The organism is Acidovorax sp. FG42, assembly GCF_057809195.1.
In genome coordinates, this window is record NZ_JBMDJM010000018.1 from 72,039 (window position 1) to 98,985 (window position 26,947).

The window sequence follows — 26,947 nt, forward strand, 5'->3', positions numbered from 1 at the left end:
CGTGCGTCGGCGCGGGCTTCAGGAATCAGGCGGGGGGCATGCCGCCCGCGTAACCGATATTGCGCAGCAGCGCCGCAAAGGAGGCCACCACACCGGGAGTGTTGTAGAGCTGGGGCGCCGTCTGCACCGCAATCACGCTCACCTGGTTGCCGGTGCTGCGGCCCGCTTTGGCATCGAAATACTGGGCCAGGTCGTCGCTGGCGTTGGAGAACCCGCGCCCTGTGCTCTCGGAGTAGTAGCAGATCGAGTCGGGCGCGATGATGTCGGGGGTGGTGCTCGCCGCCGAATACATGATCAGGTTCTCGTTGAGGTTGTACAGGTAATGCGTCTCGGTGCTCTGGGCCGGGTCTGGCGCATTGTCCAGCCGGATGATGCCCGAGTCCAGCGACGCGCTGGAGGTGGACTGGGTGACCGCGGTCATGAAAAAGTTGGTGACCACGGCCCGCGCCGCACGGCCGGTGAGGTTCTGGATACCCGCCGCCACGGCCTGGGTGCTGAGCGGCGTGACCGCCTGCAAGAGCTGCAGGCCTAGCTGGCGTGCCTGCTCCAGCGTGCCCGGGATGTAGCTGCCCGACAACGCGAACTGATTGCCCGCATTGGAGGGCCACATCGCAATGCCCGAGTACCCGCCAAAACCACCCACCACCCCGCCCGCCAGCGACTCGATGCCCGACGCCGTGGCAGAGCCCAGCACCGCATACTCCGCCGCTACCAGCGTGGACGCATCGCTGGCCAGCACAGCTGGGCTGGGCGCGGGCCCGGAGGGGGCGGTGAAGGTGGTCTGGGGCAGCTCGGGCACCGCGCGGCCCGCGCCGTCGCCATTGACCACCCAGATGCTGCCGCCCGACAAGGCCGCGCCGATCAGCGGCACCAGCGAATTGATGGGCCCGATCTCCACCGGGATGAAGGCGCCCGGCTGCATGCCGGTGTACGCCTGCATCACGGCCACAGTGTTGTCGATAGAGTTCTGCACCGCCGTGAGGGTGAGGTTGTCGGCCGCGTCGGGCGAGCCCATAATGGCCAGCACACAGGCGTTGGTGGCGCCGTCGTAGTCCTGCACCTGCACCGTGCCGGAGTAGCCCTGGTCTGCCAGCTGCTGCACGATGGCGCAGGCGTCGTGGTAACTGCCGCCGCCGCCACTGGCCAGCACGGCCGCCCCGGTGGCGATGGCCCGGAAGTCGGTCAGGCCATAGAAATAGACATTGCCCATCGGGCACCCCTCTCTTTTTTTGGATGGGAAGCACGATATCCCAGCCCCGTCGAAAGTCAATCACGGGGATACCACGGGGGGATCGTCGCCACGGCAGGGCCTGTACTCTGGTTTATGGGGGCATCATCGCCTATGCTGTGCACCAGTTGTATTTGCCATTGCCCACCATGAGCCTCCCCGAAAAATCCACCGTCTACGGCACCGAAGACCTTTTGATCAGCCTGTGCAACTCCGTCACCCGCGTGCTGGGCGTGGCCACACACAGCCAGATCCACTATTCCGGCATGGTGCAGCGCATCAGCAAGACCTGCCTGAAACCCGACATTGGCTGCTTTGTGCTGTTTGACGGCGGCTTCTCGGGGCTGGTGATCATCAATTTCTCGGGCCAGGCGGCGATGGAGCTGTACGCCAACTACCTGCTGAACATGGGCATGTCCAAGGACGACCTGGTCAGCTCGTACACGTCCGACGAGGTCAGCAACGTGATGGGCGAGCTGATGAACCAGGTGGTGGGTGACTTCACCGGCAAGGTGCGGCGCGAGCTGCAGACCCACATCACACAGAACCAGCCCAAGATGCTGGTGCTGAACAAGCAGGTGCAGCTGTCGGTGGACGCCAACCTCGACAAGCCCGAGGCGCGGCGCGTGACCTTCTACACCAGCAACAACAACATCTTCTACCTCGAACTCGCCATCGACCGCACCGAGTTCATCAAGCTCTACGACTTCGAAGCGCAGGAAGCGCCCGACCCGGACGCACTGATGGCCCAGTCGCAAGAGGCCCCGCCCGTGCCCGCCCCACCGCCCGCCGGCCAGGACGACACGGATGCGCTGCTCAAGTCCCTGGGCATGTAGAACACTACAAAAAAGATAGCTGCCAGCGCATGATGCACTAGCGCTTGCAGCCAATTTTGCTCAAAAGAAGCGCCCAGAGTGGCTGCGGCGCCCTCCGGGCGGCCCAGCGGGCCTGTCCTACACCCGCCGTCACGATGCACTGACCGCTCCGCCAGGTCACGGGTCTAAGCTGAAAAGCCCACCTGTTGATCGGAAAGGAGCCCCCATGCCACGTGCCGCCTGGAGCGCCAAACGCGAGCGCCAGTACGAACACATCAAGGACAGCCTGCTGGAACGCGGTGAGAGCGAAAGGACCGCCGAAGAGATTGCCGCACGCACCGTGAACAAGGAGCGCGCGCAACACGGCGAAGCCCGCACGGCCAACCCCCAAACCCTGAAAGCCACGCCGGCCCCTGTGCGCGGCGGCAAAAACTCGCACCGCGGCCCGCAAGGCCGCACGCGCGAGCAGCTGTACGAAGACGCCAGGCGCGCGAACATCCGGGGCCGGTCCCGGATGAACAAGCAGCAGCTGGAGCAGGCCCTGGCGCGATGAACCGGGCGCGGCTCTCACGCCGCCCCTACTGCCAGCCGTAGCGCCGCACGTACCAGCGCTTCATCACCGTCGTCAGCAGCACGTAGCCCGCCAAGATGCCCACCAGCCACGGAAAGTAAGCCAGCGGCAGCGCCTGCAGCTTGAAGTGACCGGCCAACGGCCCCATGGGGATGAAGATGCCCACCGCCATGATGAGCACCGTGGCCGTGAGCAGCGGCACCGACGCCACGCTTTGCACAAAGGGCAGCTTGGGCGTGCGGATCATGTGCACGATCAGCGTCTGCGTGAGCAGCCCCACCACGAACCAGCCCGACTGGAACAGCGTCTGCGCCCCGACGTTGTTGGCACCAAACACTTGCCACATGACGGCGAAGGTGGTGATGTCGAACACCGAGCTGATGGGCCCGAAGAACACCATGAAGCGGCCGATGTCGCCCGGGTTCCACTTCAGCGGGTTGCGGATGAGCTCCTCGTCCACGTTGTCGAACGGGATGGCGATCTGCGACAGGTCGTACAGCAGGTTCTGCACCAGCAGGTGCAGCGGCAGCATGGGCAAGAAGGGCAGGAACGCGCTGGCCACCAGCACCGAGAACACGTTGCCGAAGTTGGAGCTGGCCGTCATGCGGATGTACTTGAGCATGTTGCTGAAGGTCTTGCGGCCCTCCATCACGCCCTCTTCCAGCACCATCAGGCTTTTCTCCAGCAAGATGATGTCGGCCGCCTCCTTGGCAATGTCCACCGCGCTGTCCACGCTGATTCCGATGTCGGCCGCACGCAGCGCGGGCGCATCGTTGATGCCGTCGCCCATGAAGCCCACCACATGACCGCCCGCGCGCAACGCGCGCACCAGCCGTTCCTTGTGCAGCGGCGAGAGCTTGGCAAACACGTTGTGGGTGTCGGCCGCACGCGCCAAGGCGGCGTCGTCCATGGCATCCACGTCCTTGCCCAGCAGCACGCCCTGCACGGCCAGGCCCACCTCGCGGCAGACCTTGAGCGTCACCAGCTCGTTGTCACCGGTCAGCACCTTCACGGCCACGCCGTGCGCGGCCAGCGCCTTGAGCGCGGGGGCGGTGGATTCCTTCGGTGGGTCCAGAAACGCCACGTAGCCGATCAGCGTGAGGCCCGACTCATCGGCCACGCTGTACACCGTCTGGTGGGGCGGCGTCTCCCTCATGGCCACCGCCACCACGCGCAGGCCCTCGTTGTTCAGGCCGCGCGTCACCTCCAGCACCCGTGCGCGCAGGGTGGCGTCCAGCGGCAGGTCTTGCACGCCGGTGTCTTCCACCACGCGGACCTGGGTGCACACGTCCAGCATCTCTTCCACCGCGCCCTTGCAGATCAGCTCGTGGTGGTCGTTGCGCTCGCTCACGATGACCGACATGCGCCGGCGCACGAAGTCGAACGGCACCTCATCAACCTTGCGGTAGTCCTGCGCCAGGCGCAGGTCGGTCTGCAGCTCCACATGCTCCAGCACGGCGTGGTCCAGCAGGTTCTTGAGGCCGCTCTGGTAGTGGCTGTTGAGGTAAGCAAAGGCCAGCACCTCGTCACTGTTGTGGCCGAACACGTCGGTGTGGCGCTCCAGAAAGATCTTGTCCTGCGTGAGCGTGCCCGTCTTGTCGGTGCACAGTACGTCCATGGCGCCAAAGTTCTGGATCGCGTCCAGCCGCTTGACCACCACCTTCTTGCGCGACAGCAGCACAGCGCCCTTGGCCAGCGTGCTGGTCACGATCATGGGCAGCATCTCGGGCGTGAGGCCCACGGCCACCGACAGCGCGAACAAAAAGGCCTCCAGCCAGTCGCCTTTGGTAAAGCCGTTGACCACCAGCACGATAGGCACCATGACGAGTGCAAAGCGGATCAGCAGCCAGCTCACGCTGTTGACGCCTGCCTGGAACGCGGTGGGCGTGCGGTCGGTGGCCGTGACGCGCGTGGCCAGCGTGCCAAAGTAGGTGTGGTTGCCCGTGGCCACCACCAGCGCCGTGGCCGAGCCCGACACCACGTTGGTGCCCATGAACAGCAGGTTGGTCGCGTCCAGCGCACTGGTGCCGGGCTGGTTGCGCTCGGCAAATTTTTCGACCGGCAGCGATTCGCCCGTCATGGCCGACTGGCTCACGAACAGGTCCTTGGCCGTGAGCACGCGGCAGTCCGACGGGATCATGTCGCCCGCCGACAGCACGATGTGATCGCCCGGCACCAGCTGGTGGATGGGCAGCTCGCGCGGCGTGGCTGCCTTGCCTTCGCCCTCCGCGCCGCTGCGGCGCAGCACCGTGGCGGTGTTGCTGACCAGCGACTTGAGACGCTCGGCCGCGCGGTTGGAGCGGCCCTCCTGCACAAACCGCAGCAGCGTGGAGAGCACCACCATTGCCAGAATCACGACGGTGGCCTCGTGGTCTTCGGTGAGGTACGAGATCAGTGCCAGCACCGTGAGCAGCACGTTGAACGGGTTCTTGTAGCAGTGCCACAGGTGCAGCCAGGCGGGCAGCGGCTTTTCGTGCTCCACCTCGTTGGGGCCGTGCTGGGCCAGGGCGGCGGCAGCCTGGGCATCGCTCAGGCCTGCAGGGTCGGACTGCAGGCGCTCGATCAGTGCGGGCAGCTCATCGCTGGCGGCGCGCTGCAGTTCGCGGCTGAGCAGGTCGGGCGACGTGGAGGGGGTGGGCGCGCGGCCCAGCGTGAGCGTGTCCAGAATCAGCCGCCGCGCAAAGTGGCGGGTGACATGGCGGGTGTGCAAAAAGCGGTCGAACAGGTGGTGCAGGAAGCTCATGGCGGTCTCCCTAGCAGCCAACGCGGACGGCGTTGCGCGTCACGGGCTGTGGTGCCGTGTGCGCAGAAATGTGGATGAAACGGAACATGGTGAGTCACTCCTTCTGGCCCGCAACGGCCAGAGGATGCGGCTCACGCGGTCACGCAAGCCATCGCCTCCGGCCCAGGGCCCGGTATGCAAAGTTCAAGGGGGTGGTGTGGGGTGGCGCTTCAGAGCGCCAGCGCGGGTCTGGATCCATGGGGCCTCCTGGGGGATGGTTGGGGTACAGGGCCGGTCGTGGCCGGGTTCAGAGGCTGAGGGTTTTTTGCCCGAGCCCGAAAGGTGCGTCAAAACGCCCCTGATCGAGGCGCAAAGCACAGCCATAGCGCGGGCTATGGCGCGCATTTGCAACGATGGGCAGCGGTGTTTTGGCGTGCAAGGCGGGCATGGGCAAAAGACTCTCAGCCTCTCAGGACTGCCGCGCGCGGCGGTGCGATGCGCGCGCTGGCGGCTGGCTGTGCAGGTAGCAGCGAATGCGGTGCGTGGGCCACAGGGTGGCGCCATCCAGGTCGGCCACGGTTTGCAGGCTGTCCGCCGCCGCACGGGCCGGCCCCTGCGCGCCTGAGGGCAGCTGTGCCCCCGGTTCAGCGCTGGCAGCGCCAGGCGCCACCGCACGCTGGAAAAGGCTGGGCAGGTCTACAACAAAAAAACGCATGGCCGTCGTCCTTGGCAGGCAGGACGGAGCACGCAGACGCAGAGATATGCCGAAAGGTGCCGTCACGGCACGCGGGCAACGCCCCGGCGAAGGGGGCATGGCCTGTGCGGACGGCACAGATGCAACGAAGCGGCAAGACGGGAGAGCCACCCACACCACCATGGCCAAAAAGGCCAAAGCTGCCCCAATGGGCACACAGGTACAACAGGGGGCTGGGAGGGACGGAGCCGGGGCTTGCACAAGGCAACCCACGGCCCGGGAGCGGGCGTCAGGAGGCCTGGCAGGCAGCAGCCGTCACGGCTTGCTGGGTTTCACTGCAACAACTGGCACTTTCCACGCTGGGGCTCCGAAAATGAAGGTGCGCGATTATTGCGCTGCAACATTGGTTGGTCAACGTGTTTTTTGCGCCTCCCTGGCGATGAAGCCGCGATCAGCCCTCGAACTGGGGATGCAGTTGCCGGATGCGGTTCATGGCCATGGCGGCGGCTGCGGTGCGAGTTTCCACGCCCAGCTTGGCAAACACGCGTTCCAGGTGCTTTTTGACCGTGGCGGGGCTGGCCCCCAGGATGTCGCCGATGTCCCGGTTGATCTTGCCCTTGACGACCCAGTACAGCACCTCGGCCTCGCGCGCCGTGAGCTTGAAAGACAGGCTCATGGACTCGATGATCTTCGCGTCGGACACCTCGCGCATCACGATGAGCCAGTCGCCACCGCCTGCGCTGTCGCCCGCCTGCTGGTGCAGGCGGAAGGTGAGGCGGCGTGCGCCCTGCTCGACCGCCAGGCGCGGCGGCTCGGCCAGCGAAGCCTCCAGCAGCTCGGCCGCGTTGTCGGCCAGCACGTGGCGGCGCAGCCAGGCCTGCACGGGCTCGGGCGCCCATTGGCCAAAGGGGGTGGGCGCGCCGTCCGGCCCCACTTCGCCAAAGTAGCTTTGCAGCAGCTCGCGCGCCAGCGGGGTCTGCCACACGATGCGCCCGTCCGCTGCGCGCACGGTGATGCTGGCGTAGCCAAACGCATCCAGCGCGTTGCGCGCCTCGCGCGCCTGACGCGCGTCCTGCCGGGCCTTGCGGGCTGCGCCCAGGTGCACGCCCATGCGGGCCATCACCTCGCGCGGCTTGATGGGCTTGGTGACGTAGTCCACGCCGCCCGCCTCCAGCGCGGCGACCAGGTGCTCGGTCTCGGTGAGGCCGGTCATGAAGATGATAGGGATGTGCGCCGTGGCAGGTGATGCCTTGAGGCGCCGGGCGACTTCAAAGCCGTCCATGCCCGGCATCATGGCGTCGAGCAACACAATGTCGGGCAGGGCCTGGGCCGCACGCTGCAGCGCCGCCTCGCCATGCATGGCCACGAGCACGGTGTAGCCCGATTCATCCAGCGCGTCGTGCAGTACGGCCAGGTTGTCGGGCACATCGTCCACGATCAGCACCACATCGCTGTCGCTGCGGTCCAGCGCGCTGGCGGGTGCTGTGGGGGGGTGAGAGGAAAAGGGGTTGGCAGTGGTCATCACGAGGGTGCCTGCTCCAGGATCTGGCCCATGGCATCGAACTGGAATTGCTTGGCCAGTTGCCGCATGGTGCCGACAAAAGCGCTGTGTGCGGGCTGGCTGCGCTCAATGTCGTCCAGCGTGTTGAGAATGCCTCGGTAGTAGCCCAAGGACACCGCCTGCGCCAGAGCCAGCAACGCAGCGGCATCGGGGTATGTGAGGGGTGCGGGCGCCGCAGACGCCACGGCGGGTTCAGCACCCGCGGGCGCCGTGATGGCCTCGTCGTATAGCCACTGCAGGCCCAGGCGGCGTTCGAGCCAGTCCAGCAGCTCGCTATGGCGCACGGGCTTGACGATGAAGTCTTCGGGGCGGATGTCCACGTCGTTGTCGAGCGCCTTGTCGAAAGCATTGGCGGAAACAATTGCACATTGCACGTGGGGCAGGTGCATCTGCCGCACGCGCCGCAGCGTCTCCCACCCGTCGATGCCCGGCATGGCCAGGTCCATGAAGATCACGTGCGGACGGTACCCGGTGGCCAGCAGGTCCAGCGCGTCGTGGCCGCTGGCAGCCTGGCGCAGCTCAAAGCCCAGCGGCTCCAGCAGCTGCACCAGCAGCTCGCGGTCGGGCTCTTCGTTGTCCACCACGAGGATGCGGCGGCGCTGGCCCGCGTAGCCCTTGCGCTGGCGTTGGCCATGGGCAGCCAGTGCCGCCGGCGTTGCAGCCTTGCCCAGTGCATCGCCATGCACCTCGGGCAGGAACAGCTTGACATGGAACACCGAACCCACGCCCGGGGTGCTGCTCACCGTCAGCTCGCCGCCCATGAGCGCAGTGAGCATCTTGGCAATGGTCAGGCCCAGCCCTGCTCCCGGCGCGGCAGCGGTGCTACCGCCGCCCGATCCCCCGCGCGCGAAGGGCTCGAAGATGCGCTCGATCTCCTCGGTCGTGAGGCCGGGCCCGGTGTCCTGCACCTCGATGCGCGCCATTTCGCGCGCATAGCGCACGCGCAGGGTGACGGTGCCCTGCGCGGTGAACTTGACGGCATTGCCCAGCAGGTTGATGAGGATCTGGCGCAGCCGCTTGTCGTCGGCGCGCACCACCTCCGGAATCACCCCTTGCACGTCGAACGTGAACGCCAGGCCCTTGGCGGCGGCCTGCAGCTCGAACAGGCTGGCCATCTCGTGCAGACCGTCGGCAAAACGCATGGGCGCTACGTCCAGCGTGAGCTTGCCCGACTCGATGCGCGCGATGTCCAGCGTGCCCTCGATGAGCGACAACAAATGTTCACCCCCGCGCCGGATCACGTGCACCGCCTGCTTGCGGTGCGGCGGCACGCCCGCGTCCTCTCCCATGAGCTGCGCGTAGCCCAGGATGGAGTTGAGCGGCGTGCGGATCTCGTGGCTGATGGCGCTGATGTAGCGGCTCTTGGCCTGGTTGGCCTGGTCGGCCCGCAAGCGGGCTTCCTCGGCCTGCTGCTGCGCGGCCTCGGCCACGCTGCGCGCCGTCTGCAACGCTTCGTCGGTCTGGCGGTGCAGCTCGATCTCGCGCACCAGCAGGCCCGTCTGGCGGTTGGATTCCTCCTGCGCCACCTGGCGGCTCTTGTGCGCCAGCACCAGCCACCACGCCACGATGCCCGAGATGACCAGCAGCGCGAGATAGGCCTTGAGCAGGCCCGAGCGCAGCGCCACTTCAGGGGCCGCCATCACCTCGGTGTCGGTAGCGGCCTGGGCAATGGTGTTGAGCTCCTGGTGGTACAGCAGCCCCATCACCGACGCCAGCAGCGGCGCAATCACCAGCATCAGCAGCAGGAAGTGGCCCAGGCCCGTGTCCAGATAGCGCCAGATGGCACGCGGCAGCACCCAGCGCAGCGCGGCCGACCACTGCACCGCCATGCTCGCATGGGGCTTGCACAGGTCGCCGCAGCGCGCGTCCAGTGTGCAGCACAGCGAGCAGATGGCGCCCCGGTAAGCGGGGCACTGGGCCATGTCAGGCGCTTCGTATTCGCGTTCGCAGATCACGCAACGCTGCACAGTGAAGCGCTGGTAGCTGCCCATGTCGGCAGCCCGCGCGCCAGGCACAGGCCCCGCCACAGGCACAGCCACCGTCTCGCTCTGCCGCGCGATGTAGTACTTGCCGCGCGTGGCCCAGGCGATCAACGGCGCAGTCACAAAGGCCACCGCCATCGCAATGACGGCCGAGAACGCCTGCGGCAGCGGGCCAAACAGCCCCAGGTGCGCACTGATGGACAGCACAGACGCCAGCGCCATCGATCCCACGCCCACCGGGTTGATGTCGTACAGGTGCGCGCGCTTGAACTCGATACCCTTGGGCGACAGCCCCAGCGGCTTGTTGATGACGAGGTCCGCCACCACCGACATGATCCAGGCGATGGCGATGTTGGAGTACAGCCCCAGCACCTCGCCCATGGCGCGGAACACGTTCATCTCCATCAGCATGAAGGCGATCAGCGTGTTGAACACCACCCACACCACTCGCCCCGGGTGGCTGTGCGTGAGGCGCGAGAAAAAGTTGGACCATGCCAACGACCCTGCATAGGCGTTGGTCACGTTGATCTTCATCTGCGAAACCACCACAAACAGCGCCGTGGCCGCCACCGCCCACCCATAGTGCGGGAAGACGTATTCGTAGGCCACCAGGTACATCTGGTTCGGGTCCACCGCGCGCTCGGCGGGCACCATATGCGTGAGCGCCAGCCAGGCCAGCAGCGCGCCGCCCAGCATCTTGAGCACGCCCAGCACCACCCAGCCTGGCCCGCCCACCAACACCCCCAGCCACCAGCGGCCACGCGTGGTGGCGGTGCGGGCGGGCATGAAACGCAGGTAGTCAGCCTGCTCCCCCATCTGGGTAATGAGCGCAATACCCACGGTGAGCGCCGCACCAAACAAGGGCAATTGGAACGTGGCACCGCGCGCCAATTCACCACCGTAGTGCACCACCCCAGAAAACGCACCAGGATCGCGCACCAGCACGTACACAAACGGTACCACCAGCATCAGCAGCCACAGCGGCTGCGTCCACACCTGCAGGCGGCTGATGGCCGACACGCCGTGCGTGACCAGTGGAATCACCACAATGGCGCAGATCAGGTACCCCCAGGTGGGTGGAATGTCGAGCGCCAGCTCCAGCGCATAGGCCATCACGGCGGCTTCGAGCGCGAAGAAGATGAAGGTGAAGCTGGCGTAGATCAGCGAGGTGAGCGTGGAGCCGATGTAGCCAAAGCCCGCGCCGCGCGTGAGCAGGTCCATGTCCACCCCGTACCGTGCCGCATACACGCTGATGGGCAGCCCCGCCAGAAAGATGATGAGCCCCGTGGCCACGATGGCCCAGAAGGCATTGATGAAGCCGTACTGCACCAGCAGCGTGGCGCCCACGGCTTCGAGGATCAGAAAGGATGCCGCGCCGAAGGCCGTGTTGGCCACCCGCCATTCGGACCACTTGCGAAAACGCTGGGGCGTGTAGCGCAGCGCGTAGTCCTCCATGGTCTCGGTGGCCACCCAGCTGTTGTAGTCGCGCCGGACCTTGACCACCTGCTGAGGCGCCTGCGCGTCGGCATCCGGCCCTGGCACAGGGGCCGAATTCGCGTCGGGCGGGGCAAGGAAGGCGGTGGAGGGGGGCATGGGCAAAGGGCGGCGACAGCCCCTGCAAGTGCAGTTTCCATGCCACGGGTCGGCTTCATGTCCAGTGCACCTTCGCCCTCTGGCGTATGGCGGGCACGGGGCTTGCTGCCTATGATGAATCCGCTGCCCTTCGGACCGCATGGCCATCGATGACGATTGCCCCGTGTGTCCGGCCTGGACAACCCGCCACACGAGCCCACCCCTCCTTACATTGAGCAGAACGACATGGAACTGACCCCTCGTGAGAAAGACAAGCTGCTGATCTTCACTGCTGCCCTGCTGGCCGAGCGCCGCAAGGCCCGGGGGCTGAAGCTCAACTACCCCGAGGCCGTCGCCCTGATCAGTGCCGCCGTGATGGAAGGCGCGCGCGACGGCAAGACCGTGGCGCAGCTCATGAGCGAAGGCCGCACCGTGCTGACCCGCGCGGACGTGATGGAAGGCATCCCCGAGATGATTCCGGACATCCAGGTCGAGGCCACGTTCCCCGACGGCACCAAGCTGGTCACCGTGCACCAGCCGATCGTCTGATCCCTTTCCCCCTCTTCTCTCTGTGGAGCCACCATGCGCATCGCCCTCTCACACCGCCACACAGCCGCTCTTCTTTTCATAGCTGCCAGCGCAATAGGCACTAGCGCCAGCGCCCATACCGGTGCTGAATCGCACATCCACAACAGTTTTCTGAGCGGCTTTGCCCACCCCCTGTTCGGTCTGGACCACTTGGCCGCCATGGTGGCCGTGGGCCTGTGGAGCGCCCTGGCCGCCCGCAGCGCGGGGCGCGACCTGCTGTGGGGCCCCGTGGGCTTTGCGGCCATGCTGCTGGTGGGCGCCGTGCTGGGCCTGCAGGGTGTGGCGCTGCCTGCGGTGGAGCCGATGATTGCCGCATCGCTGCTGGTCACGGGCCTGCTCGTGGTGTCGCGCTTGCGGGTGCCCGGGCTGGTGGCAGCGCTGGGTGTGGGCGTGTTTGCCGTCTTCCACGGCGTGGCGCACGGCTACGAATTGGCGGGCAGCGACAGCGCCTGGTTGACCTTGGCAGGCATGCTGACCGCCACCGTGCTGCTGCACAGCGCGGGCCTGGCAGCGGGCTGGGCACTGCGCCACCGGCAGGTGTGGCTGGCACGCGCCGCCGGTGCGGGCGTGGCGGCATTCGGCGGCGCACTGCTGCTGCAGATGGCGTGATGGCACAAGTCCGCTCTGCGTTTGACAAGCCCACAAGCCCCTCTCCCCTCGCGGGAGAGGGGTGGGGGAGAGGCGGTAAAACTGGCGCACTGCTCACATCGCACACCCCCTCTCCCCGGCCCTCTCCCGCGAGGGGAGAGAGAGTAAATCCAAGGATGGAGAACTGAACATGATCCCAGGCGAACTCTTCACCGAACCCGGCGAACACCTGCTCAACACCGGCCGCCGCACGCTCACGCTGGTGGTGCGCAACATGGCCGACCGCCCCATCCAGGTCGGCTCGCACTACCACTTTGCCGAGACCAACAACGCCCTAGGCTTTGACCGTGCGGCTGCGCGCGGCATGCGGCTGAACATTGCGTCGGGCACCGCCGTGCGCTTTGAGCCCGGCCAGGAGCGCACCGTAGAGCTGGTGGACTACGCGGGCGAGCGCCGCGTGTTCGGCTTTCAGGGCCTGACCCAGGGCCCGCTGTAGCAAATTCAAGCCCAATTGGCCGATAGCGCCGGTATCAATTGCCCCAGCAGCTATCAAAAATAGAGTAAACCGTTCTTGCGGAGCACCCCTCACATGGCAACCATTGGACGACGCGCCTACGCCGAGATGTTCGGCCCCACGGTGGGCGACCGCGTGCGCCTGGCCGACACCGAACTCATTCTCGAAGTCGAGGCCGACCACACCCTGCGCGCAGGCAGCTACGGCGAAGAGGTGAAGTTTGGCGGCGGCAAGACGATTCGCGACGGTATGGCACAGAGCCAGCGCAGCAACGCACAAGGCGCGGTGGACACAGTGCTGACCAACGCCCTGGTGGTAGACCACACCGGCATCTTCAAGGCCGACATCGGCCTGCGCGCGGGCCGCATCGCCGCCATCGGCAAGGCCGGCAACCCCGACACGCAACCGGGCGTGGACATCATCATCGGCCCCGGCACCGAGGTCATCAGCTGCGAGGGCAACATCGTCACCGCGGGCGGCATCGACAGCCACATCCACTTCATCTGCCCGCAGCAGGTGGAAGAAGCCCTGGCCAGCGGCGTGACCACCATGCTGGGCGGCGGCACTGGCCCCGCCACCGGCACGCTGGCCACCACCTGCACGTCCGGCCCCTTCAACATGGAGCGCATGCTGCAGGCCGCCGACGCCTTCCCGATGAACCTGGGCTTTCTCGGCAAGGGCAACGCCAGCCTGCCCGATGCGCTGCACGAGCAGATCAACGCCGGGGCCATCGGCCTCAAGCTGCACGAAGACTGGGGCACCACGCCCTCGGCCATCAGCAACTGCCTGGATGTGGCGGACGAGACCGACACGCAGGTCGCCATCCACTCTGACACGCTCAACGAATCAGGCTTTGTGGAGAACACCATCGCCGCCGTGGGCGGGCGCGGCATTTGCGCCTTCCACACCGAAGGCGCGGGCGGCGGGCACGCGCCCGACATCCTGCGCGTTGTGGGTGAGGACAACTTTTTGCCATCGTCCACCAACCCCACCATGCCCTACACCCAGAACACGCTGGACGAGCATGTGGACATGCTCATGGTGTGCCACCACCTCGACGCCAGCATTGCCGAAGACCTGGCCTTTGCCGAAAGCCGCATCCGCAAGGAAACCATCGCCGCCGAAGACATCCTGCACGACCTGGGCGCCATCAGCATGATGAGCAGCGACAGCCAGGCCATGGGCCGCGTGGGCGAAGTCATCCTGCGCACCTGGCAGACCGCGCACAAGATGAAGGTGCAGCGCGGCTGGCTGGCCCCCACCGCAGGGCGCGACGAGCTGGCCGAAATCCTGCAGCGCAACGACAACTTCCGCATCAAGCGCTACGTGGCCAAGTACACGATCAACCCCGCCATTGCGCACGGCATTGCCCACGAGGTGGGCTCACTGGAGGTCGGTAAGTGGGCCGACATCGTGATCTGGAAGCCTGCGTTCTTCGGCGTCAAACCCGCGCTCATCTTGAAGGGCGGCCTGATCGCGATGGCCGCCATGGGCGACCCCAATGCCTCCATCCCCACACCCCAGCCCGTGCACTACCGCCCCATGTTCGGCGCGTTTGGCGGTGCCATTGCCAAGACCTCGCTCACCTTTGTGTCGCAAGCGGGGCTGAACGCGGGCATTGGCGAACGCTTTGGCCTGCGCAAGCAGCTCAGCGCCGTGCGCAACATCCGTGGCGTGCGCAAACAGCACATGGTGCACAACAGCTACACGCCCAAAATGGAGGTGGACGCGCAAACCTACACCGTGCGCGCCGACGGCCAGCTGCTCACCTGCGAGCCCGCCACCCTGCTGCCCATGGCGCAGCGCTACTTTTTGTTCTGACACTCCCCCACGATGAGCAGCTTGCTGGACAGCCTCTCCCTGCGCCTGGACGACCTGAGCGACCCGCGCATTGCCACCTTCATGGAAGAGCATCTGCAGGACATGCGCGCGACCTCGCCGCCCGAGAGCGTGCATGCGCTGGACATGGACCAGCTGCGCCGCCCCGATATCCGCTTCTGGACGGCATGGCTGCCGGACGCCACCGAACCCGCGCCCGGTCGGCTGGTGGGCACCGGCGCCCTCAAACACCTGAGCGCCGACCACGTCGAGCTCAAATCCATGCGTGCCGCAGAGTCCCTGCGCGGCCTCGGCGTGGGCCGAGCCATCCTTGAACACATCCTGGGCCAGGCCGTGGATCTGGGCTACCAGCGCATCAGCCTGGAAACGGGCACCCTGCCCTTCTTTGAACCCGCTCACCAGCTCTACCTGCGCTACGGCTTTACTGACTGCGCGCCGTTCGGCAGCTACCAGCTTGACCCCCACAGCCGGTACATGAGCCGCGCGCTGTAGAGCCACCCGTGCCACCCCGCAGCCAAGGCCACAATGTGGACCTCGCCTTGCCGGCACCGAAATCCTCTTTTGCAATGATCCAGGTTTCCAAACTCCTCCCCCAAGGCCAAGGCCTCGCGCCCGTCCTGCTCAAACGCGCCACCACCGTTGAACTGGACTGGGACGTACGCCAGAAAAGCCGCTTTGCCGCTACCGACTCCGCCGGGCGTGAACTGGGTATCTTCCTGCCACGCGGCACCCTGGTGCGTGGCGGCGATGTGCTGGTGGCCGAAGACGGCTCCATGGTCCGCGTGATTGCAGCGCCCCAGCCCGTGCTGGTCATCACCCACTGCCAACACCACGGCACGCCGTTTGACCTGACCCGCGCCGCCTACCACCTGGGCAACCGCCATGTGCCTATCGAGCTGCAGCCTGACCACCTCAAGATCGAACCCGACCATGTGCTGGCCGACATGCTGCGCGCCATGCACCTGATCGTGACCGAGCAGAACATGGCGTTTGAGCCTGAAGGCGGTGCTTATGCGGCAGGGCATGGCGGCGGGCACAGCCATGGGGAACATGGACATGGAAAGGGGCACGACCATCACCATGGTCACGACCACTCCCATGACCATTCACATGGCCATACCCACGAACATGGGCATAGCCACGATCACAACCATGCAGTTGCCCCCGTTGCCCCCAGCGCAGTCCCTGCCCGTGGGCGCACCGTGTCCATCCCCGTGGTCGCCCAAGAGCATGTGCACGGCCCCGACTGCAACCACGACCACTGACTCCCCGCTCCATGCGCCTGGACCGCCCCACGCCCCTGCCCGCCGCCAGCTTCTTGCAGCTGATGTGGCTGGCCTCCCCCGCGCTGCCCGTGGGCGGGTTCTCATACTCCGAAGGGCTGGAAAGCGCCATTGAGAACGCAGGCCTCGCCAGCGAGGTCGCCGTGGGCGACTGGCTGCTGGACCAGCTCCACATCACGCAGGCACGCGGCGACATGGCGCTGATCGCCAAGGCAGTGGGCGCCTGGCGCCGCGCCGACTGGGCCCATGTACGCGAACTCAACGACTGGGTGCAGCACACCCGCGAGACGAGCGAGCTGCGGCTGCAGACCGAGCAGATGGGCCGCTCCATGGCCGAATGGCTGCGCAACCAATACCAAGGCGACGAGGCCCTGATGCCCGCCGTTCGCCACCTGGCCGCCCTGCCCCCCACCTACCCCGTGGCCTTTGCCCTTGCCGCGTCCACCACCCAGGCCCCCGTGCGCGATGTGCTGTTGGCCTACGGCTTTGGCTGGGCGGAAAACATGGTGCAAGCCGCACTCAAGTCCATGCAGCTGGGCCAAAGCGCAGGGCAGCGCATCCTGGCGCGCCTGGCCGACGCCATTCCCCCTGCTGCAGACCACGCCATCGGCCTCATGGACAGCGAGCGCCAGGCCTTCTCGCCCATGCTCGCCATCCTGTCGGCACAGCACGAAACCCAATACTCCCGCCTCTTCCGATCATGACCACCAGCAACCTGCACCACATCCCGAACCGCACCAAACCACTGCCCCCTTTGCGCGTCGGCATCGGCGGCCCCGTGGGCTCCGGCAAGACCACGCTGCTCGAAATGCTGTGCAAGGCCATGCGCGATGACTACGACCTGGTGGCCATCACCAACGACATCTACACCAAGGAAGACCAGCGCCTGCTCACCGTGAGCGGCGCCCTGCCCGCCGAACGCATCCTGGGCGTGGAAACCGGCGGCTGCCCCCACACTGCCATCCGCGAAGACTGCTCCATCAACCTGGAGGCCATCGACCGCATGCTGGGCAAGTTCCCCAACGCCGACATCGTGTTTGTGGAAAGCGGTGGCGACAACCTGGCCGCCACCTTCAGCCCCGAGCTGAGCGACCTCACCATCTACGTGATCGACGTGGCCGCCGGTGAAAAAATCCCGCGCAAGGGCGGCCCCGGCATCACCAAAAGCGACCTGTTCGTCATCAACAAGACCGACCTGGCCCCCCACGTGGGCGCCAACCTGGAGGTGATGCACGCCGACACCACCCGCATGCGCGCCAACGCCCAGGGCCTCAAGCCATTCGTAATGACCAACCTCAAGACCCTGGCGGGCGTGGCCGACGTGGTGAAGTTCATCGAGACCCGCGGCCTGCTGCAAAAGAAATCAGCACCCGCAGTCAGCTAGAATTCGCGCCTTCCCTCCCGGAGACTTGGGTGAGTGGTTTAAACCAGCAGTCTTGAAAACTGCCGACGGGCAACCGTCCGTGAGTTCGAATCTCACAGTCTCCGCCAGTTCTTGGCCCGGCACAGTTCTACCCGCGAGATGTGCGCCCAGGCCCGCACGGCAACATGTCTGTTGCCGAAAACCCTCCCCCAACTCGGTTCACAAGAATACGTCTGCCCCCTAGACTGTGTTTAGCTGGGCCTTGCCGCATCCATGGGCAGGATGTAGGAGTTGGTGTGAGCCAGCTGCCTGCTGAAGTGGTCAGCCTTTTCACGGAGTGAAAGATGTTGTTGTCCGCCCTCTACGCCTCGTTCTTCTTCACGGTGGCGCTGCTGGTCACCACCGCCTACTTCTTGATGGGCGGCCTGCCACTTCTGACGCTGAAACATGACACCCCACTGGACGCGTGGTTCGTTCGGGGGTTTTTCAACGTGTACTACCGTGCAGCGTTCTGGGCGTCGCTGGGGGCGTTTGTCAGCTATGCGCTTTGGGGCAGGTATCCCTTTGCCCTCGGCGTGGCGGTCAATGCCTGCATCGTCTCGCTGCTGCGCAAGCATTTGTTGCAGGCCATGCAGCAACTCGGCGCAAAGATCGAGGCCAGCAGCGACGGGGCGATTCAACACTTTCGTCGTGTGCATACGGCAGCGCTCTGCGTCAACCTGGTTCAGCTGGTGGCCATCGTCTGGGGGCTGCTGTGGCTGTCCCGGCAGCTCAGATAACCATCTCGGTAGCGAGCCGGACCACGCCTGCGCTCTGCGTGCAGTCTTATTTCTACCTCGTCAGCCCCGCTCCCTGCGGTGCAATGGGGGTCAAGTCTTCAGGACGGCACACCTCTTCGCTGTGCGCCAACCGAATCCACAGACCGGTGCGTTTGATGATGACGTAGTCCACGCTCACCGTTCTGCCTTTGTAGAGAAACTGCGTGCCGGGTTTGTACAGAATCATTCTTTTGATGTAGCGCGCTGGGATGGCTGGGTGATGACGGCATCGCCCGTACCGCAATGGTGCCGACAGATGGACAAGGGGGCTTTGCGGCTCGGCAAAAGGCCTACTGCGCAGTCGCTTTTTCATCCCTGTGTTGATGCCTTAGGGCGGGCAAAAAAAAAGCCCGCAAATTGCGGGCTGAACACTTGCGCGATGCAAGCGGGAGGGATGTCGAGGGGATCGACGGACCAATGTTAGGACGGTGACTACTGAGGCCATGTAGGACAGGACCCATTCCTCCAAGCTCTGTCGATCAGCAGCAGTAAGGGATATGGATTCAGTACCCGAGCTATCGGCGCTTATGTTCCGTAAATCCTTGCGCAGCCCCGCCCCGTGGCCTTGGCCAGGTACATCGCGGAATCGGCCTTGCGCAGGAGTTCTTCGGCCTCGGTGCCGTCGCCGGGCGAGAGGACAATGCCGATGGACGCGCCAATTTGTAGCGCGTGCGCTTCAATCTCGGTGGGCTGGCCCAGGGCTTGCACCAGCCGGTCGGCCAGGCGGTACGCGCTGTCACCGTCCGATACCCCCTGCTGCAGCAGCGCGAACTCATCGCCGCCCAGGCGCGCCACCACATCGTCCTCGCGCGCGGCCTGCGTCAGTTGCTGGGCCACCCACACCAGCAACTGGTCACCCACGGCGTGCCCGTAGCGGTCATTGACGGGTTTGAACCCATCGAGATCCACGTACAAGACTGCGAAACCACGGCCCGACCGGTGCACGTCGGTGGCTGCGGCCTGCAATGCTTGCAAAAAGGCGGTGCGGTTGAGCAAGCCCGTCAGGCCGTCGTGCTCTGCCACATGGCGGATCTGCTGCTCGGCCTGCTTGCGCTGGGTGACGTCGGTAAAAGTGCGCAGCGCGCCGCCGCCTTTGATCGGCACGGTCTGGACCTCCAGAATGCGGCCGTCGGGCCGGGGACGGTCATACACCTGGGGCTGATCGACCCCGCCATTGCTGTGCCGCAGCAGGTCCTGCACTTCTTGCGATGCGCCCTGGAACTCGCCACGAGCCCGCAGGTAGGCCAGCACATTCACCAGCGTGGGCTTGGATGCCATCAGCTCGGCTGGCAGGTCCAGCAGTTCCATGGCCCGGCGGTTGCACAGCTCGACTACCCCCGCGGCACTGATCTTGGCCACGCCCTGGTCCATGTGCTCCAGCGTGGCTTCAAGCAGGATGGATTTCTCCCGCAATTGCGCCTCGCTGTCGCGGGCGCTGCGTTCGGCCTGCGCCAGCAAGCGCTGCTGGCGCTTGAGCTCGGTGATGTCCACATGGGCGTAGAACACGGTGCCGTCGCTGCCCTGCTTGGCGATGACGCGGCTCCAGCCGCTGCGTGGCAAGGGCACTTCAAACGGCGCTCCGGCAAAACGCATGTGCTCCTGCAAGGTCGATAGCCCGTCGTAAAACGGTGCCATGTCGCCCTCGCCCCCGACGGACCATGCATGGCGGTACACCTCGTCAAACGCCAGGCCCACTGCGGCAGCGCGGTCCGGCAGGTGGTACATCTGCATGAAAGGCTGGTTGACCCACTGGATGCGCTGGTCTTCAGCGCAGATCATCAGCCCATCGGGAATGCGGTCAAACAGCTCGGTGCTTTCGATCACTGGACTGCGCAGGTAGCCGGGTTCGTGGATGTTGGCGCTGGACTGCGCAGACATGTCAGTGGATGCGCTCTGAGCCGTTAGCGCCTCGGCACGCCACACACGCACCCGCCCCACGCCATCGATAGGCAACGACGACACATGGACGCGCAGCCCGCGGTGCTCAAAGCTGTAAGGCCGGGTCTGTGCCCGGTGCCGCTCGACCCCGGCCGTGATGTAGCGCTCGATGTTGGGCAGCTCCTGGGCATCCAGCCGCTGGGTGTAGAAGCGGCGCAGATTGGCCTCGTAGGGCTCGCCTACGTACACATGCCCCGCGTGCTCTGGAAAGAACTTGAAGAAGGTGCTGTTCCAGGCCAGCGTGCGGTCGCTGTCGTCAAACGCGCACAGCGCCACGTCCAGACCATCCAGGGTGTCGCCCAGGGCACGGATGAGGCGAAGGCGGGAATCGTCAGGCATGGTCAGAAGGTTCGGTACGGCGACGTCGACACAGGCCCGCGCATCACGCAGCCCCAGATGGCACGGGCCCGCCGCTGCCAACACACAACACACAATGGCGGACGCTCCATTGTGCGGAACCGTGCTTACGGCAACCCGTCGAGGAGTGGTGGGCCTGCGACCAGCTGGTGAGCATGTTGCCCTTGCGCAACACATCTTGATACAAATCAAGAACCCGCTCCAGTAAAGACGGATGCAGGCAACAGCCCGTTACGGCTGGAAACCGGCCCATATTGCTACGGAAACCCCATGGCACCTGCGTTCCGCTATGGTGGGCGTTTTGAACTCAGGAGCCTTCCGCCATGATGAAGAAGACCCGCACCCCTTTTGCCGTCGCCTGCTGCTTGGCCCTGGGAGCGGCCGTCACCGGTTGCGCGGGTTATGGGCAGACACCCGCGCCGTCGGCGGGCTCGGCCGCCGCAGGGTCTGGATCACTCCCCGCCAGCGTGTGCAACGCCCAGCCTGCACAGTTCGTCGTGGGGCAAAACAGCACCGCATCGGTTGTTGAATCTGCCCGTCAGCGCTCGGGCGCGCAGACGGCGCGCATCCTGCGCCCTGGGCAGATCATCACCAAGGAATACGACACCCAGCGGCTGAACCTCGAAGTGGACAGCACCGGCCGCATCCTCGCCGCAAAGTGCGGCTGAGCGGAGGTTGCGCTGCCGATGAGGGGTGACTGAAACCCGAGCGGTCAGTCCGCCAGAAACAGTTCCTGCAGATCGCTCAGAAAGTCAAAACCCCGCTCGGTAGGCCGCACGCGCGCCATGTCGCGTTCGATCAGGCCCTTGCGCTCGGCTGCCTCCAGCCCCTTGGCGATCGCGGTCAGCGGCAGGCCTGTGCGGGCCATGAAGTCCTGCAGCGCAAAGCCCTCGCGCAGGCGCAGGGCGTTGAGCATGTACTCGAACGGCAGATCGGCGCGGCGCACCTCGTCGTCCTGGGCCACGGCATGGCCCGCCAGGGCGTTGTCCATGTAGCGCGCCGGGTCCCGAAAGCGCACCTGCCGTACCACGCGGTGGGCAAAGCTCAGCTTGCTGTGCGCGCCCGCGCCGATGCCCAGATAGTCGCCAAACTGCCAGTAGTTGGTGTTGTGAAAACACTGGTGGCCCGGCTGCGCGTAGGCCGAGATTTCGTAGCGGGTCATGCCCGCCTGGCCCGTCATCTCGGTGATGCGGTCGAGCATGGCGTAGGCCTGATCGTCCTCGGGGATGGCCGGGGGGAACTTGGCGAAGTAGGTGTTGGGCTCGATGGTGAGGTGGTAGATGGAAATGTGCGGCGGCTTGAAGGCCAGCGCGGTCTGCAGGTCCTGCTCCAGCTCTGGCAGCGTCTGGCCCGGCAGCGCGTACATGATGTCGAGGTTGAAGGTGTCGAAGGACGCAGCAGCCTCCTCCACCGCCGCCATCGCCTGGGCGCGGTCGTGCACGCGGCCCAGGGCCTTCAGGTGCTGGTCGTTGAAGCTCTGCACCCCCACCGACAGGCGGGTGACGCCCGCCGCGCGGAAGGCGCGAAACCGGTCTTTCTCGAACGTGCCGGGGTTGGCCTCCATCGTGATCTCGCAATCGGGCTCCAGCCGCAGGCGGGCGCGGATGTCGCCGATCAGCCGGTCGATGGCTGCGGGCGAGAACAGGCTGGGCGTGCCGCCACCGATGAAGATGCTGTGCACGGACCGCCCCCAGACCAGGGGCAGCGCGGCCTCCAGGTCGGCCATCAGGGCGTCGATGTAGCGCTGCTCGGGCACCTCGCCCCCGGTGCCGGAACCCGCGCGGAACTCATGCGAGTTGAAGTCGCAGTACGGGCATTTCTTGAGGCACCAGGGCAAGTGCACGTACAGCGACAGCGGCGGCAGGCTGGGCAGCTGCAGCAGGCCCGGGCGCATGTAGTGCTGGATGTCGCGCACCACCGCTGGCTCGGTGTCGCCCTGGGGCGTGATCGGGATATGAACCACGGTCAGCACCCTTCTACAACCAGCGCTCGCGCATCAATGCCAGCATTTGCGCGGCCGAGCGGCCCCGGTGGCTGTGTGCGTTTTTCACCTCCACGGGCAACTCGGCAAAGGTCTTGCCGAACTCGGGGATGAACATCACGGGATCGAAGCCAAAGCCATTGCTACCCCGGGGTTCGGTGGTGATCTCGCCCACCACGCGGCCCACGGCGATCAACGGTTCGGGGTCTTGCGGGCTGCGCACGGCGACCAGGGTGCTGACCATGGCGGCGCGGCGGTTGGTCACGCCTTGCAGCTGCTCCAGCAGGGCACGCACGTTGTTGTCATCGCTTTTCTCGTAGCCGAACTGGGTGCAGTAGTAAGCGGTGTCCACGCCGGGCAGGCCGCCAAAGGCATCCACGCACATGCCAGCATCGTCGGCCAGCGCCGGCAGGCCTGTGTGCTCCGACGCAAACCGTGCCTTGGCCAAGGCGTTTTCGACAAAGGTGCGAAAGGGCTCCTCGGCCTCGCCCACGCCCAGATCGGCTTGGCGCACCAGCTCCACGCCCAAGGGCGCAAACATGGCCTGCAACTCGGCCAGCTTGCCGCGGTTGTTGGATGCTAGAACAATTTTCATGGTCAAAACGGCCACAAGCGCTAGTGGAATATGCGCCAGCAGCTATCAATTAAGGATTATTTTGCAACGCCTGCTGCTGCAGCTGCACCAGTTGGGCAATGCCCTGTTCGGCCAGGCCCAGCAGTTGATCCATCTCGGCACGGGTAAAGGCCACGCCCTCGGCCGTGCCCTGCACCTCCACATAGTGGCCCGCGCCGGTCATCACCACGTTCATGTCGGTGTCGCAATCCACGTCTTCCACATATTCCAGGTCCAGCAGCGGTGTGCCCTGCACGATGCCGACCGAGATCGCCGCCACGGGCTGCAGCAGCGGCGACTGGGTGATCTTGCCGCTGGCCAGCAACTGGTTGACCGCATCCTGCGCAGCCACCCAAGCGCCGGTGATGGCAGCGGTGCGCGTGCCACCATCGGCCTGGATCACGTCGCAGTCGAGCTGGATGGTGCGCTCGCCCAGCAGTTTGAGGTCAAACACGGCGCGCAGGCTGCGGCCAATCAGGCGCTGAATCTCTTGCGTGCGGCCTGTCTGCTTGCCCCTTGCGGCCTCGCGGTCGCTTCGGGTGTGGGTGGCGCGCGGCAGCATGCCGTATTCCGCCGTGACCCAGCCTTCGCCACTGCCGCGCTTGTGCGGGGGCACGCGCTCCTCCACTGAGGCGGTGCAGAGCAACTTGGTGTTGCCAAACTCGATCAGCACCGAACCCTCGGCGTGCATGGTGTAGTGGCGGGTGATGCGCACAGGACGCAGTTGGTTGGCGGCGCGGTTGCCGGTGCGGGTGAATGTGGTCATGGTTCTTGGGGGTCCAAAAAATGCCTTCCATGCGTGACCCAAAGCGCACGCCAGAAAACGGAACAGTTCAACTGACAGGCATCAGCTCAATGCACGAGGCTGCGCAGCCCCGGCCGGGCCCATCACGTCCGTCAGGCTTTGCGGGCCGCAGAGCGGCGAATCGCCTCGTTGATTTCGGCAATCGAGCGCTCGATGGCCGCATCGTCCAGGTCATCCACCAGCCCATCGAGCGGACCGGCCTGGATGGTGGAGGCGAACACGTCGTCGCTGATGCTGTCGGTGGACACGCCTTGGGTGGACTCGAACGCATCCGGCGTCTCCCACTCCAGGGCCACCACCGTCACGTTGTCGCTGCTGTCTCCGGCTTTGCGCAGGGCGTCTTCCACCAGCTCGGGCACGGCGTGCGATACGGTGTTGCGGCCCAGCTGCTTGGCGATTTCGTCGTCGCTGAGCGTGCCCCAGAGGCCGTCGGAGCACAACAGAATGCGGTCGCCCTGCTCGAGGTACACGGGGCCGGTAATGTCGTAGATGGGCTTGGTGGGCGAACCCAGGCAGGTGAACAACACGTTGCGGTTGATGCGCTCCAGCCCGGGCGGCGGCGTGTTGCGCAGTTCCATGTACGAGTGGTCCCGCGTGCGGGTCAGCAGATCGCCATCGCGCACCATGTACAGGCGCGAATCGCCACAGTGGATCCAGGTGGCGGTACCGGCCTGCAACACCGCCGCAACCAGGGTGGTGCGCGGTGTGTCGAGCATGCCTTTTTCTGTGGCGTAGCGCAGGATCTGGTGGTGCGCCGCGAGCAACGCGCCAGACAGGAACTCCTGCACATCCTTGAGCTGGGGCTTGGCCTGGCGCTGGAACAACGCCGAGATGGTCTGCAGCGCAATCTGCGCAGCCACTTCGCCCTCGGGGTGGCCGCCCATGCCATCGGCCAACACAAACAGGCCCGATTCGCGCGTGTAGCAATAGCCCATGCGGTCTTCGTTCTTCTCGCGGCCGCCACGGCGGCTGATCTGGAATACCGAGAACTTCATAAGGACTCACGCAAACAAGGATGCACCCGGGCGCCATCCGTGGATATGTACCTCGCCCGAACCCGCATTGCGTGCGTCCGGTTCATTTGGGCTTGGCTCCGATACCGGTGGCTTCACCCACCTTCTGCACATTTTTCTTGGTGTCAGACACAAGGGTGTCCAATTGCAGCCGCATCTTCTCGGCCACCGTGAGCTTGGTGTAGCGGCGCTCACCCTCGCGGCTGAGCTCTTTTTGCAAGGCAAACACCGACTGGGGGCGGGACAGCGGGTCGAGCGCCATGCACCACTCCACCACCTCGATCAGGTTGTCAGAATACACGCCACGCAACTTGGTCAGGGCGAGCGACAGGCGGTCCTTGTCCACGCGCTGCGGCGCCTCGTTGGGCGGAAAGCCCTGCATGCAAGCGTAAATGCAGGCGCCGATGGCGTAGATGTCGGTCCACGGCCCCATCTGCGAATCGCGCCGGTACATCTCGGGCGCAGCAAAGCCGGGGGTGTACATGGGGCGGATGAAATTGCCTTCCTTGCTCAGCACTTCGCGCGCCGCGCCGAAGTCGATCATCACGGCCTTGTTGTCGTCGGTGATGAAGATGTTGGCGGGCTTGATGTCCAGGTGCAGCATCTTGTGCTGGTGCACGATGCGCAGGCCGCGCAGCACTTCGTCGAACAACGAGCGGATGGTGGACTCGCGGAACACCTTCTGTGTCTTGAGGTCGCGGGCGGTGATGATGAAGTCCTGCAGGGTCGCGCCCTCCAGGTAGTTCATCACCATGTAAACGGTTTCGTTCTCGCGGAAGAAATTGAGCACGCTCACCACGGAGGCGTGCGAGATCTGGGCCAGCGAGCGGCCCTCTTCAAAGAAGCTCTTGAGCCCCAGGCGGTACAGCGAGAGCTTTTCGGGTGGCACCTTCGGCAGCAGCTCGCCAGGAGCGCGCGTGGCCAGGGACGAAGGGAGGTACTCCTTGATGGCGACCTGCTGGCCTTCGGCGTCGAGGGCCAGATAGACCACACCAAAACCACCGGAGGACAACCGGCGCACCACGCGGTAGCCGCCAATTGCGGTATCGGGCGGCAAGGGGGCCGGTTTGATTTTTGACATATTTTGCGAAGATGATTCGGGGGTAAGGCGGAACCCGGATAATCGCCGGATCGCAAGCAACCATCAAAAAGTCCAATGGCAGTTTACAGCATGACCGGATACGCCAGCGCACAGCATGGCGCATCTGCCACTGGCGCTGAAACCGACGCCCGCGCCCCCCAGACGCGCAGGCTGGGGCTGGAAATCCGATCCGTCAACAGCCGCTTTCTGGACCTGTCGTTCCGTCTGCCCGACGAGCTGCGCGCCATGGAGCCCACGCTGCGCGCACTGCTCACAGCGCGCCTGAAGCGCGGCAAGGTCGAAGTGCGGGCGGCCCTCGACAGCGACGATGGCAACAGCCTGCAAGACCCACCGGCAAGGCTGCTGCAGCGCCTGAACTCTCTGCAAGACTCCGTCCGGGCCTGGCTGCCCAGCGCCGCACCCCTTACGGTGGCGGACGCCTTGCGCCTGTGCGCCAACGCACACTCGGGCAGCGAAGACTGGAGCGAGGCCGTGCCCGCCCTGGCCGAAGAAGCCCTGACCGCCTTGCTGGCCGCCCGCGAACGCGAAGGCAAGCGCTTGGCGACCATGCTGCTGGATCGCGTCAAGCAGTTGCGGGCCTTGGCCGCACAGGCCGTCCCCATGGTTCCGCTGCTGGTGGAGCAGCAACGCCAGCGCTTTATGGAGCGCTGGAAGGAGGCGATGGCCCTCACCGACGGATCCACACTGCCCGAGGCCGCCCGTGACCGCGCGTTGACCGAAGCCACCGCCTTTGCCATCCGCATCGACGTGGCCGAAGAGATCACGCGGCTGGATTCGCACCTGGACGAAATTGAGCGCCTGCTGAAAAAAGGCGGCGAAGTGGGCAAGCGCCTCGACTTCCTGATCCAGGAGCTGCACCGCGAAGCCAATACCCTGGGCTCCAAATCTGCCGCGCTCGACCTTACCCGCATCAGCGTGGACATGAAGGTGCTGATCGAGCAGATGCGCGAGCAAGTGCAAAATATCGAATAACACTCATTTTTTGATAGCGCCTGGCGCA

General features: G+C 65.5%; 25 protein-coding genes and 1 tRNA gene. 14 read left to right on the forward strand and 12 right to left on the reverse strand.

Translation table 11 applies throughout. The annotated features are described in order from the left end of the window. Positions 1 to 25: 25 nt before the first annotated feature. Complete coding sequence (locus tag ACODSM_RS17795) at positions 26 to 1,210, reverse strand: S-methyl thiohydantoin desulfurase domain-containing protein (RefSeq protein ID WP_488806398.1); 1,185 nt, start codon at positions 1,208 to 1,210, stop codon at positions 26 to 28. 167 nt (positions 1,211 to 1,377) lie between these two features. On the opposite strand from ACODSM_RS17795, the gene ACODSM_RS17800 reads away from it, so the two are divergent. Both ACODSM_RS17800 and ACODSM_RS17805 read left to right on the forward strand, forming a co-directional pair. Continuing rightward, positions 1,378 to 2,064, forward strand: coding sequence for a DUF3334 family protein (locus ACODSM_RS17800; RefSeq protein ID WP_060987604.1), 687 nt, complete (start codon positions 1,378 to 1,380; stop codon positions 2,062 to 2,064). Between the two features lie 205 nt (positions 2,065 to 2,269). After that, positions 2,270 to 2,596: a plasmid stabilization protein gene (locus ACODSM_RS17805; RefSeq protein ID WP_110959580.1), complete on the forward strand. Its 327-nt coding sequence runs from the start codon at positions 2,270 to 2,272 to the stop codon at positions 2,594 to 2,596. A gap of 25 nt (positions 2,597 to 2,621) precedes the next feature. Here ACODSM_RS17805 and mgtA read toward each other — a convergent pair whose 3' ends face one another. From mgtA to ACODSM_RS17830, 5 genes are all read right to left on the reverse strand, one after another. Then, a complete protein-coding gene (gene mgtA / locus ACODSM_RS17810; protein ID WP_488806399.1) occupies positions 2,622 to 5,357 on the reverse strand; it encodes a magnesium-translocating P-type ATPase in 2,736 nt (911 codons plus the stop codon). 286 nt (positions 5,358 to 5,643) lie between these two features. After that, positions 5,644 to 5,784: a hypothetical protein gene (locus ACODSM_RS17815; RefSeq protein WP_488806400.1), complete on the reverse strand. Its 141-nt coding sequence runs from the start codon at positions 5,782 to 5,784 to the stop codon at positions 5,644 to 5,646. Between the two features lie 21 nt (positions 5,785 to 5,805). Continuing rightward, positions 5,806 to 6,051, reverse strand: coding sequence for a hypothetical protein (locus ACODSM_RS17820; protein ID WP_209817440.1), 246 nt, complete (start codon positions 6,049 to 6,051; stop codon positions 5,806 to 5,808). A 430-nt stretch (positions 6,052 to 6,481) separates the two neighbouring features. Beyond that, complete coding sequence (locus ACODSM_RS17825; RefSeq protein WP_110959583.1) at positions 6,482 to 7,552, reverse strand: response regulator; 1,071 nt, start codon at positions 7,550 to 7,552, stop codon at positions 6,482 to 6,484. Further along, positions 7,552 to 11,166 carry a hybrid sensor histidine kinase/response regulator gene (locus ACODSM_RS17830; protein ID WP_488806401.1) on the reverse strand — a complete coding sequence of 1,205 codons (3,615 nt, stop codon included), beginning with the start codon at positions 11,164 to 11,166 and terminating at the stop codon, positions 7,552 to 7,554. The genes ACODSM_RS17825 and ACODSM_RS17830 overlap by 1 nt, the downstream gene beginning before the upstream one ends. 225 nt (positions 11,167 to 11,391) lie before the next feature. Here ACODSM_RS17830 and ACODSM_RS17835 point away from each other — a divergent pair, with 225 nt between their 5' ends. The 10 genes from ACODSM_RS17835 (at position 11,392) to ACODSM_RS17880 (ending at position 18,099) form a co-directional block, all read left to right on the forward strand. Beyond that, complete coding sequence (locus ACODSM_RS17835) at positions 11,392 to 11,694, forward strand: urease subunit gamma (protein ID WP_015012806.1); 303 nt, start codon at positions 11,392 to 11,394, stop codon at positions 11,692 to 11,694. 33 nt (positions 11,695 to 11,727) lie between these two features. Beyond that, on the forward strand, positions 11,728 to 12,342 hold the full coding sequence (locus ACODSM_RS17840) for a HupE/UreJ family protein (protein WP_488806402.1): 615 nt from the start codon (positions 11,728 to 11,730) through the stop codon (positions 12,340 to 12,342). A 169-nt stretch (positions 12,343 to 12,511) separates the two neighbouring features. Continuing rightward, positions 12,512 to 12,817, forward strand: a complete 306-nt coding sequence (locus tag ACODSM_RS17845) for an urease subunit beta (protein ID WP_488806403.1) — start codon at positions 12,512 to 12,514, stop codon at positions 12,815 to 12,817. Between the two features lie 93 nt (positions 12,818 to 12,910). Continuing rightward, positions 12,911 to 14,656, forward strand: a complete 1,746-nt coding sequence (ureC, locus tag ACODSM_RS17850; RefSeq protein ID WP_488806404.1) for an urease subunit alpha — start codon at positions 12,911 to 12,913, stop codon at positions 14,654 to 14,656. Positions 14,657 to 14,668: 12 nt separating this feature from the next. After that, on the forward strand, positions 14,669 to 15,166 hold the full coding sequence (locus ACODSM_RS17855; protein WP_015012802.1) for a GNAT family N-acetyltransferase: 498 nt from the start codon (positions 14,669 to 14,671) through the stop codon (positions 15,164 to 15,166). Between the two features lie 74 nt (positions 15,167 to 15,240). Next, positions 15,241 to 15,939 (forward strand): urease accessory protein UreE, encoded by a 699-nt coding sequence (gene ureE / locus ACODSM_RS17860; RefSeq protein WP_488806405.1) that lies wholly within the window; start codon positions 15,241 to 15,243, stop codon positions 15,937 to 15,939. An 11-nt stretch (positions 15,940 to 15,950) separates the two neighbouring features. Further along, positions 15,951 to 16,661, forward strand: coding sequence for an urease accessory protein UreF (locus tag ACODSM_RS17865; protein WP_488806406.1), 711 nt, complete (start codon positions 15,951 to 15,953; stop codon positions 16,659 to 16,661). Further along, positions 16,658 to 17,341 carry an urease accessory protein UreG gene (gene ureG / locus ACODSM_RS17870; RefSeq protein ID WP_488806407.1) on the forward strand — a complete coding sequence of 228 codons (684 nt, stop codon included), beginning with the start codon at positions 16,658 to 16,660 and terminating at the stop codon, positions 17,339 to 17,341. Before ACODSM_RS17865 ends, ureG begins: the two co-directional genes overlap by 4 nt. A 19-nt stretch (positions 17,342 to 17,360) precedes the next feature. After that, positions 17,361 to 17,448, forward strand: a tRNA-Ser gene (locus ACODSM_RS17875). A gap of 216 nt (positions 17,449 to 17,664) precedes the next feature. After that, positions 17,665 to 18,099: a hypothetical protein gene (locus ACODSM_RS17880; RefSeq protein ID WP_488806408.1), complete on the forward strand. Its 435-nt coding sequence runs from the start codon at positions 17,665 to 17,667 to the stop codon at positions 18,097 to 18,099. Positions 18,100 to 18,663: 564 nt separating this feature from the next. Here the strand turns inward: ACODSM_RS17880 and ACODSM_RS17885 are convergent. Further along, complete coding sequence (locus ACODSM_RS17885; RefSeq protein WP_488806409.1) at positions 18,664 to 20,415, reverse strand: diguanylate cyclase domain-containing protein; 1,752 nt, start codon at positions 20,413 to 20,415, stop codon at positions 18,664 to 18,666. 341 nt (positions 20,416 to 20,756) lie between these two features. Between ACODSM_RS17885 and ACODSM_RS17890 the strand changes: the two genes are divergently transcribed. Further along, positions 20,757 to 21,101, forward strand: a complete 345-nt coding sequence (locus tag ACODSM_RS17890; RefSeq protein ID WP_488806410.1) for an I78 family peptidase inhibitor — start codon at positions 20,757 to 20,759, stop codon at positions 21,099 to 21,101. Between the two features lie 44 nt (positions 21,102 to 21,145). Here the strand turns inward: ACODSM_RS17890 and hemW are convergent, their stop codons facing one another. The 5 genes from hemW to ACODSM_RS17915 all read right to left on the reverse strand — a co-directional run bounded on the left by hemW (position 21,146) and on the right by ACODSM_RS17915 (position 25,926). After that, on the reverse strand, positions 21,146 to 22,396 hold the full coding sequence (gene hemW / locus ACODSM_RS17895; RefSeq protein WP_488806411.1) for a radical SAM family heme chaperone HemW: 1,251 nt from the start codon (positions 22,394 to 22,396) through the stop codon (positions 21,146 to 21,148). Between the two features lie 13 nt (positions 22,397 to 22,409). Continuing rightward, positions 22,410 to 23,009 carry an RdgB/HAM1 family non-canonical purine NTP pyrophosphatase gene (gene rdgB / locus ACODSM_RS17900; RefSeq protein ID WP_056641312.1) on the reverse strand — a complete coding sequence of 200 codons (600 nt, stop codon included), beginning with the start codon at positions 23,007 to 23,009 and terminating at the stop codon, positions 22,410 to 22,412. Between the two features lie 49 nt (positions 23,010 to 23,058). Then, complete coding sequence (rph, locus tag ACODSM_RS17905; protein WP_488806412.1) at positions 23,059 to 23,793, reverse strand: ribonuclease PH; 735 nt, start codon at positions 23,791 to 23,793, stop codon at positions 23,059 to 23,061. Positions 23,794 to 23,924: 131 nt separating this feature from the next. Then, complete coding sequence (locus tag ACODSM_RS17910; RefSeq protein WP_015012788.1) at positions 23,925 to 24,827, reverse strand: PP2C family protein-serine/threonine phosphatase; 903 nt, start codon at positions 24,825 to 24,827, stop codon at positions 23,925 to 23,927. Positions 24,828 to 24,909: 82 nt separating this feature from the next. Next, a complete protein-coding gene (locus tag ACODSM_RS17915) occupies positions 24,910 to 25,926 on the reverse strand; it encodes a serine/threonine protein kinase (protein ID WP_015012787.1) in 1,017 nt (338 codons plus the stop codon). 90 nt (positions 25,927 to 26,016) lie between these two features. Between ACODSM_RS17915 and ACODSM_RS17920 the strand changes: the two genes are divergently transcribed. Continuing rightward, entirely contained in the window at positions 26,017 to 26,919 is a 903-nt protein-coding gene (locus ACODSM_RS17920) for a YicC/YloC family endoribonuclease (protein WP_488806413.1), read from the forward strand. Positions 26,920 to 26,947 lie beyond the last annotated feature (28 nt).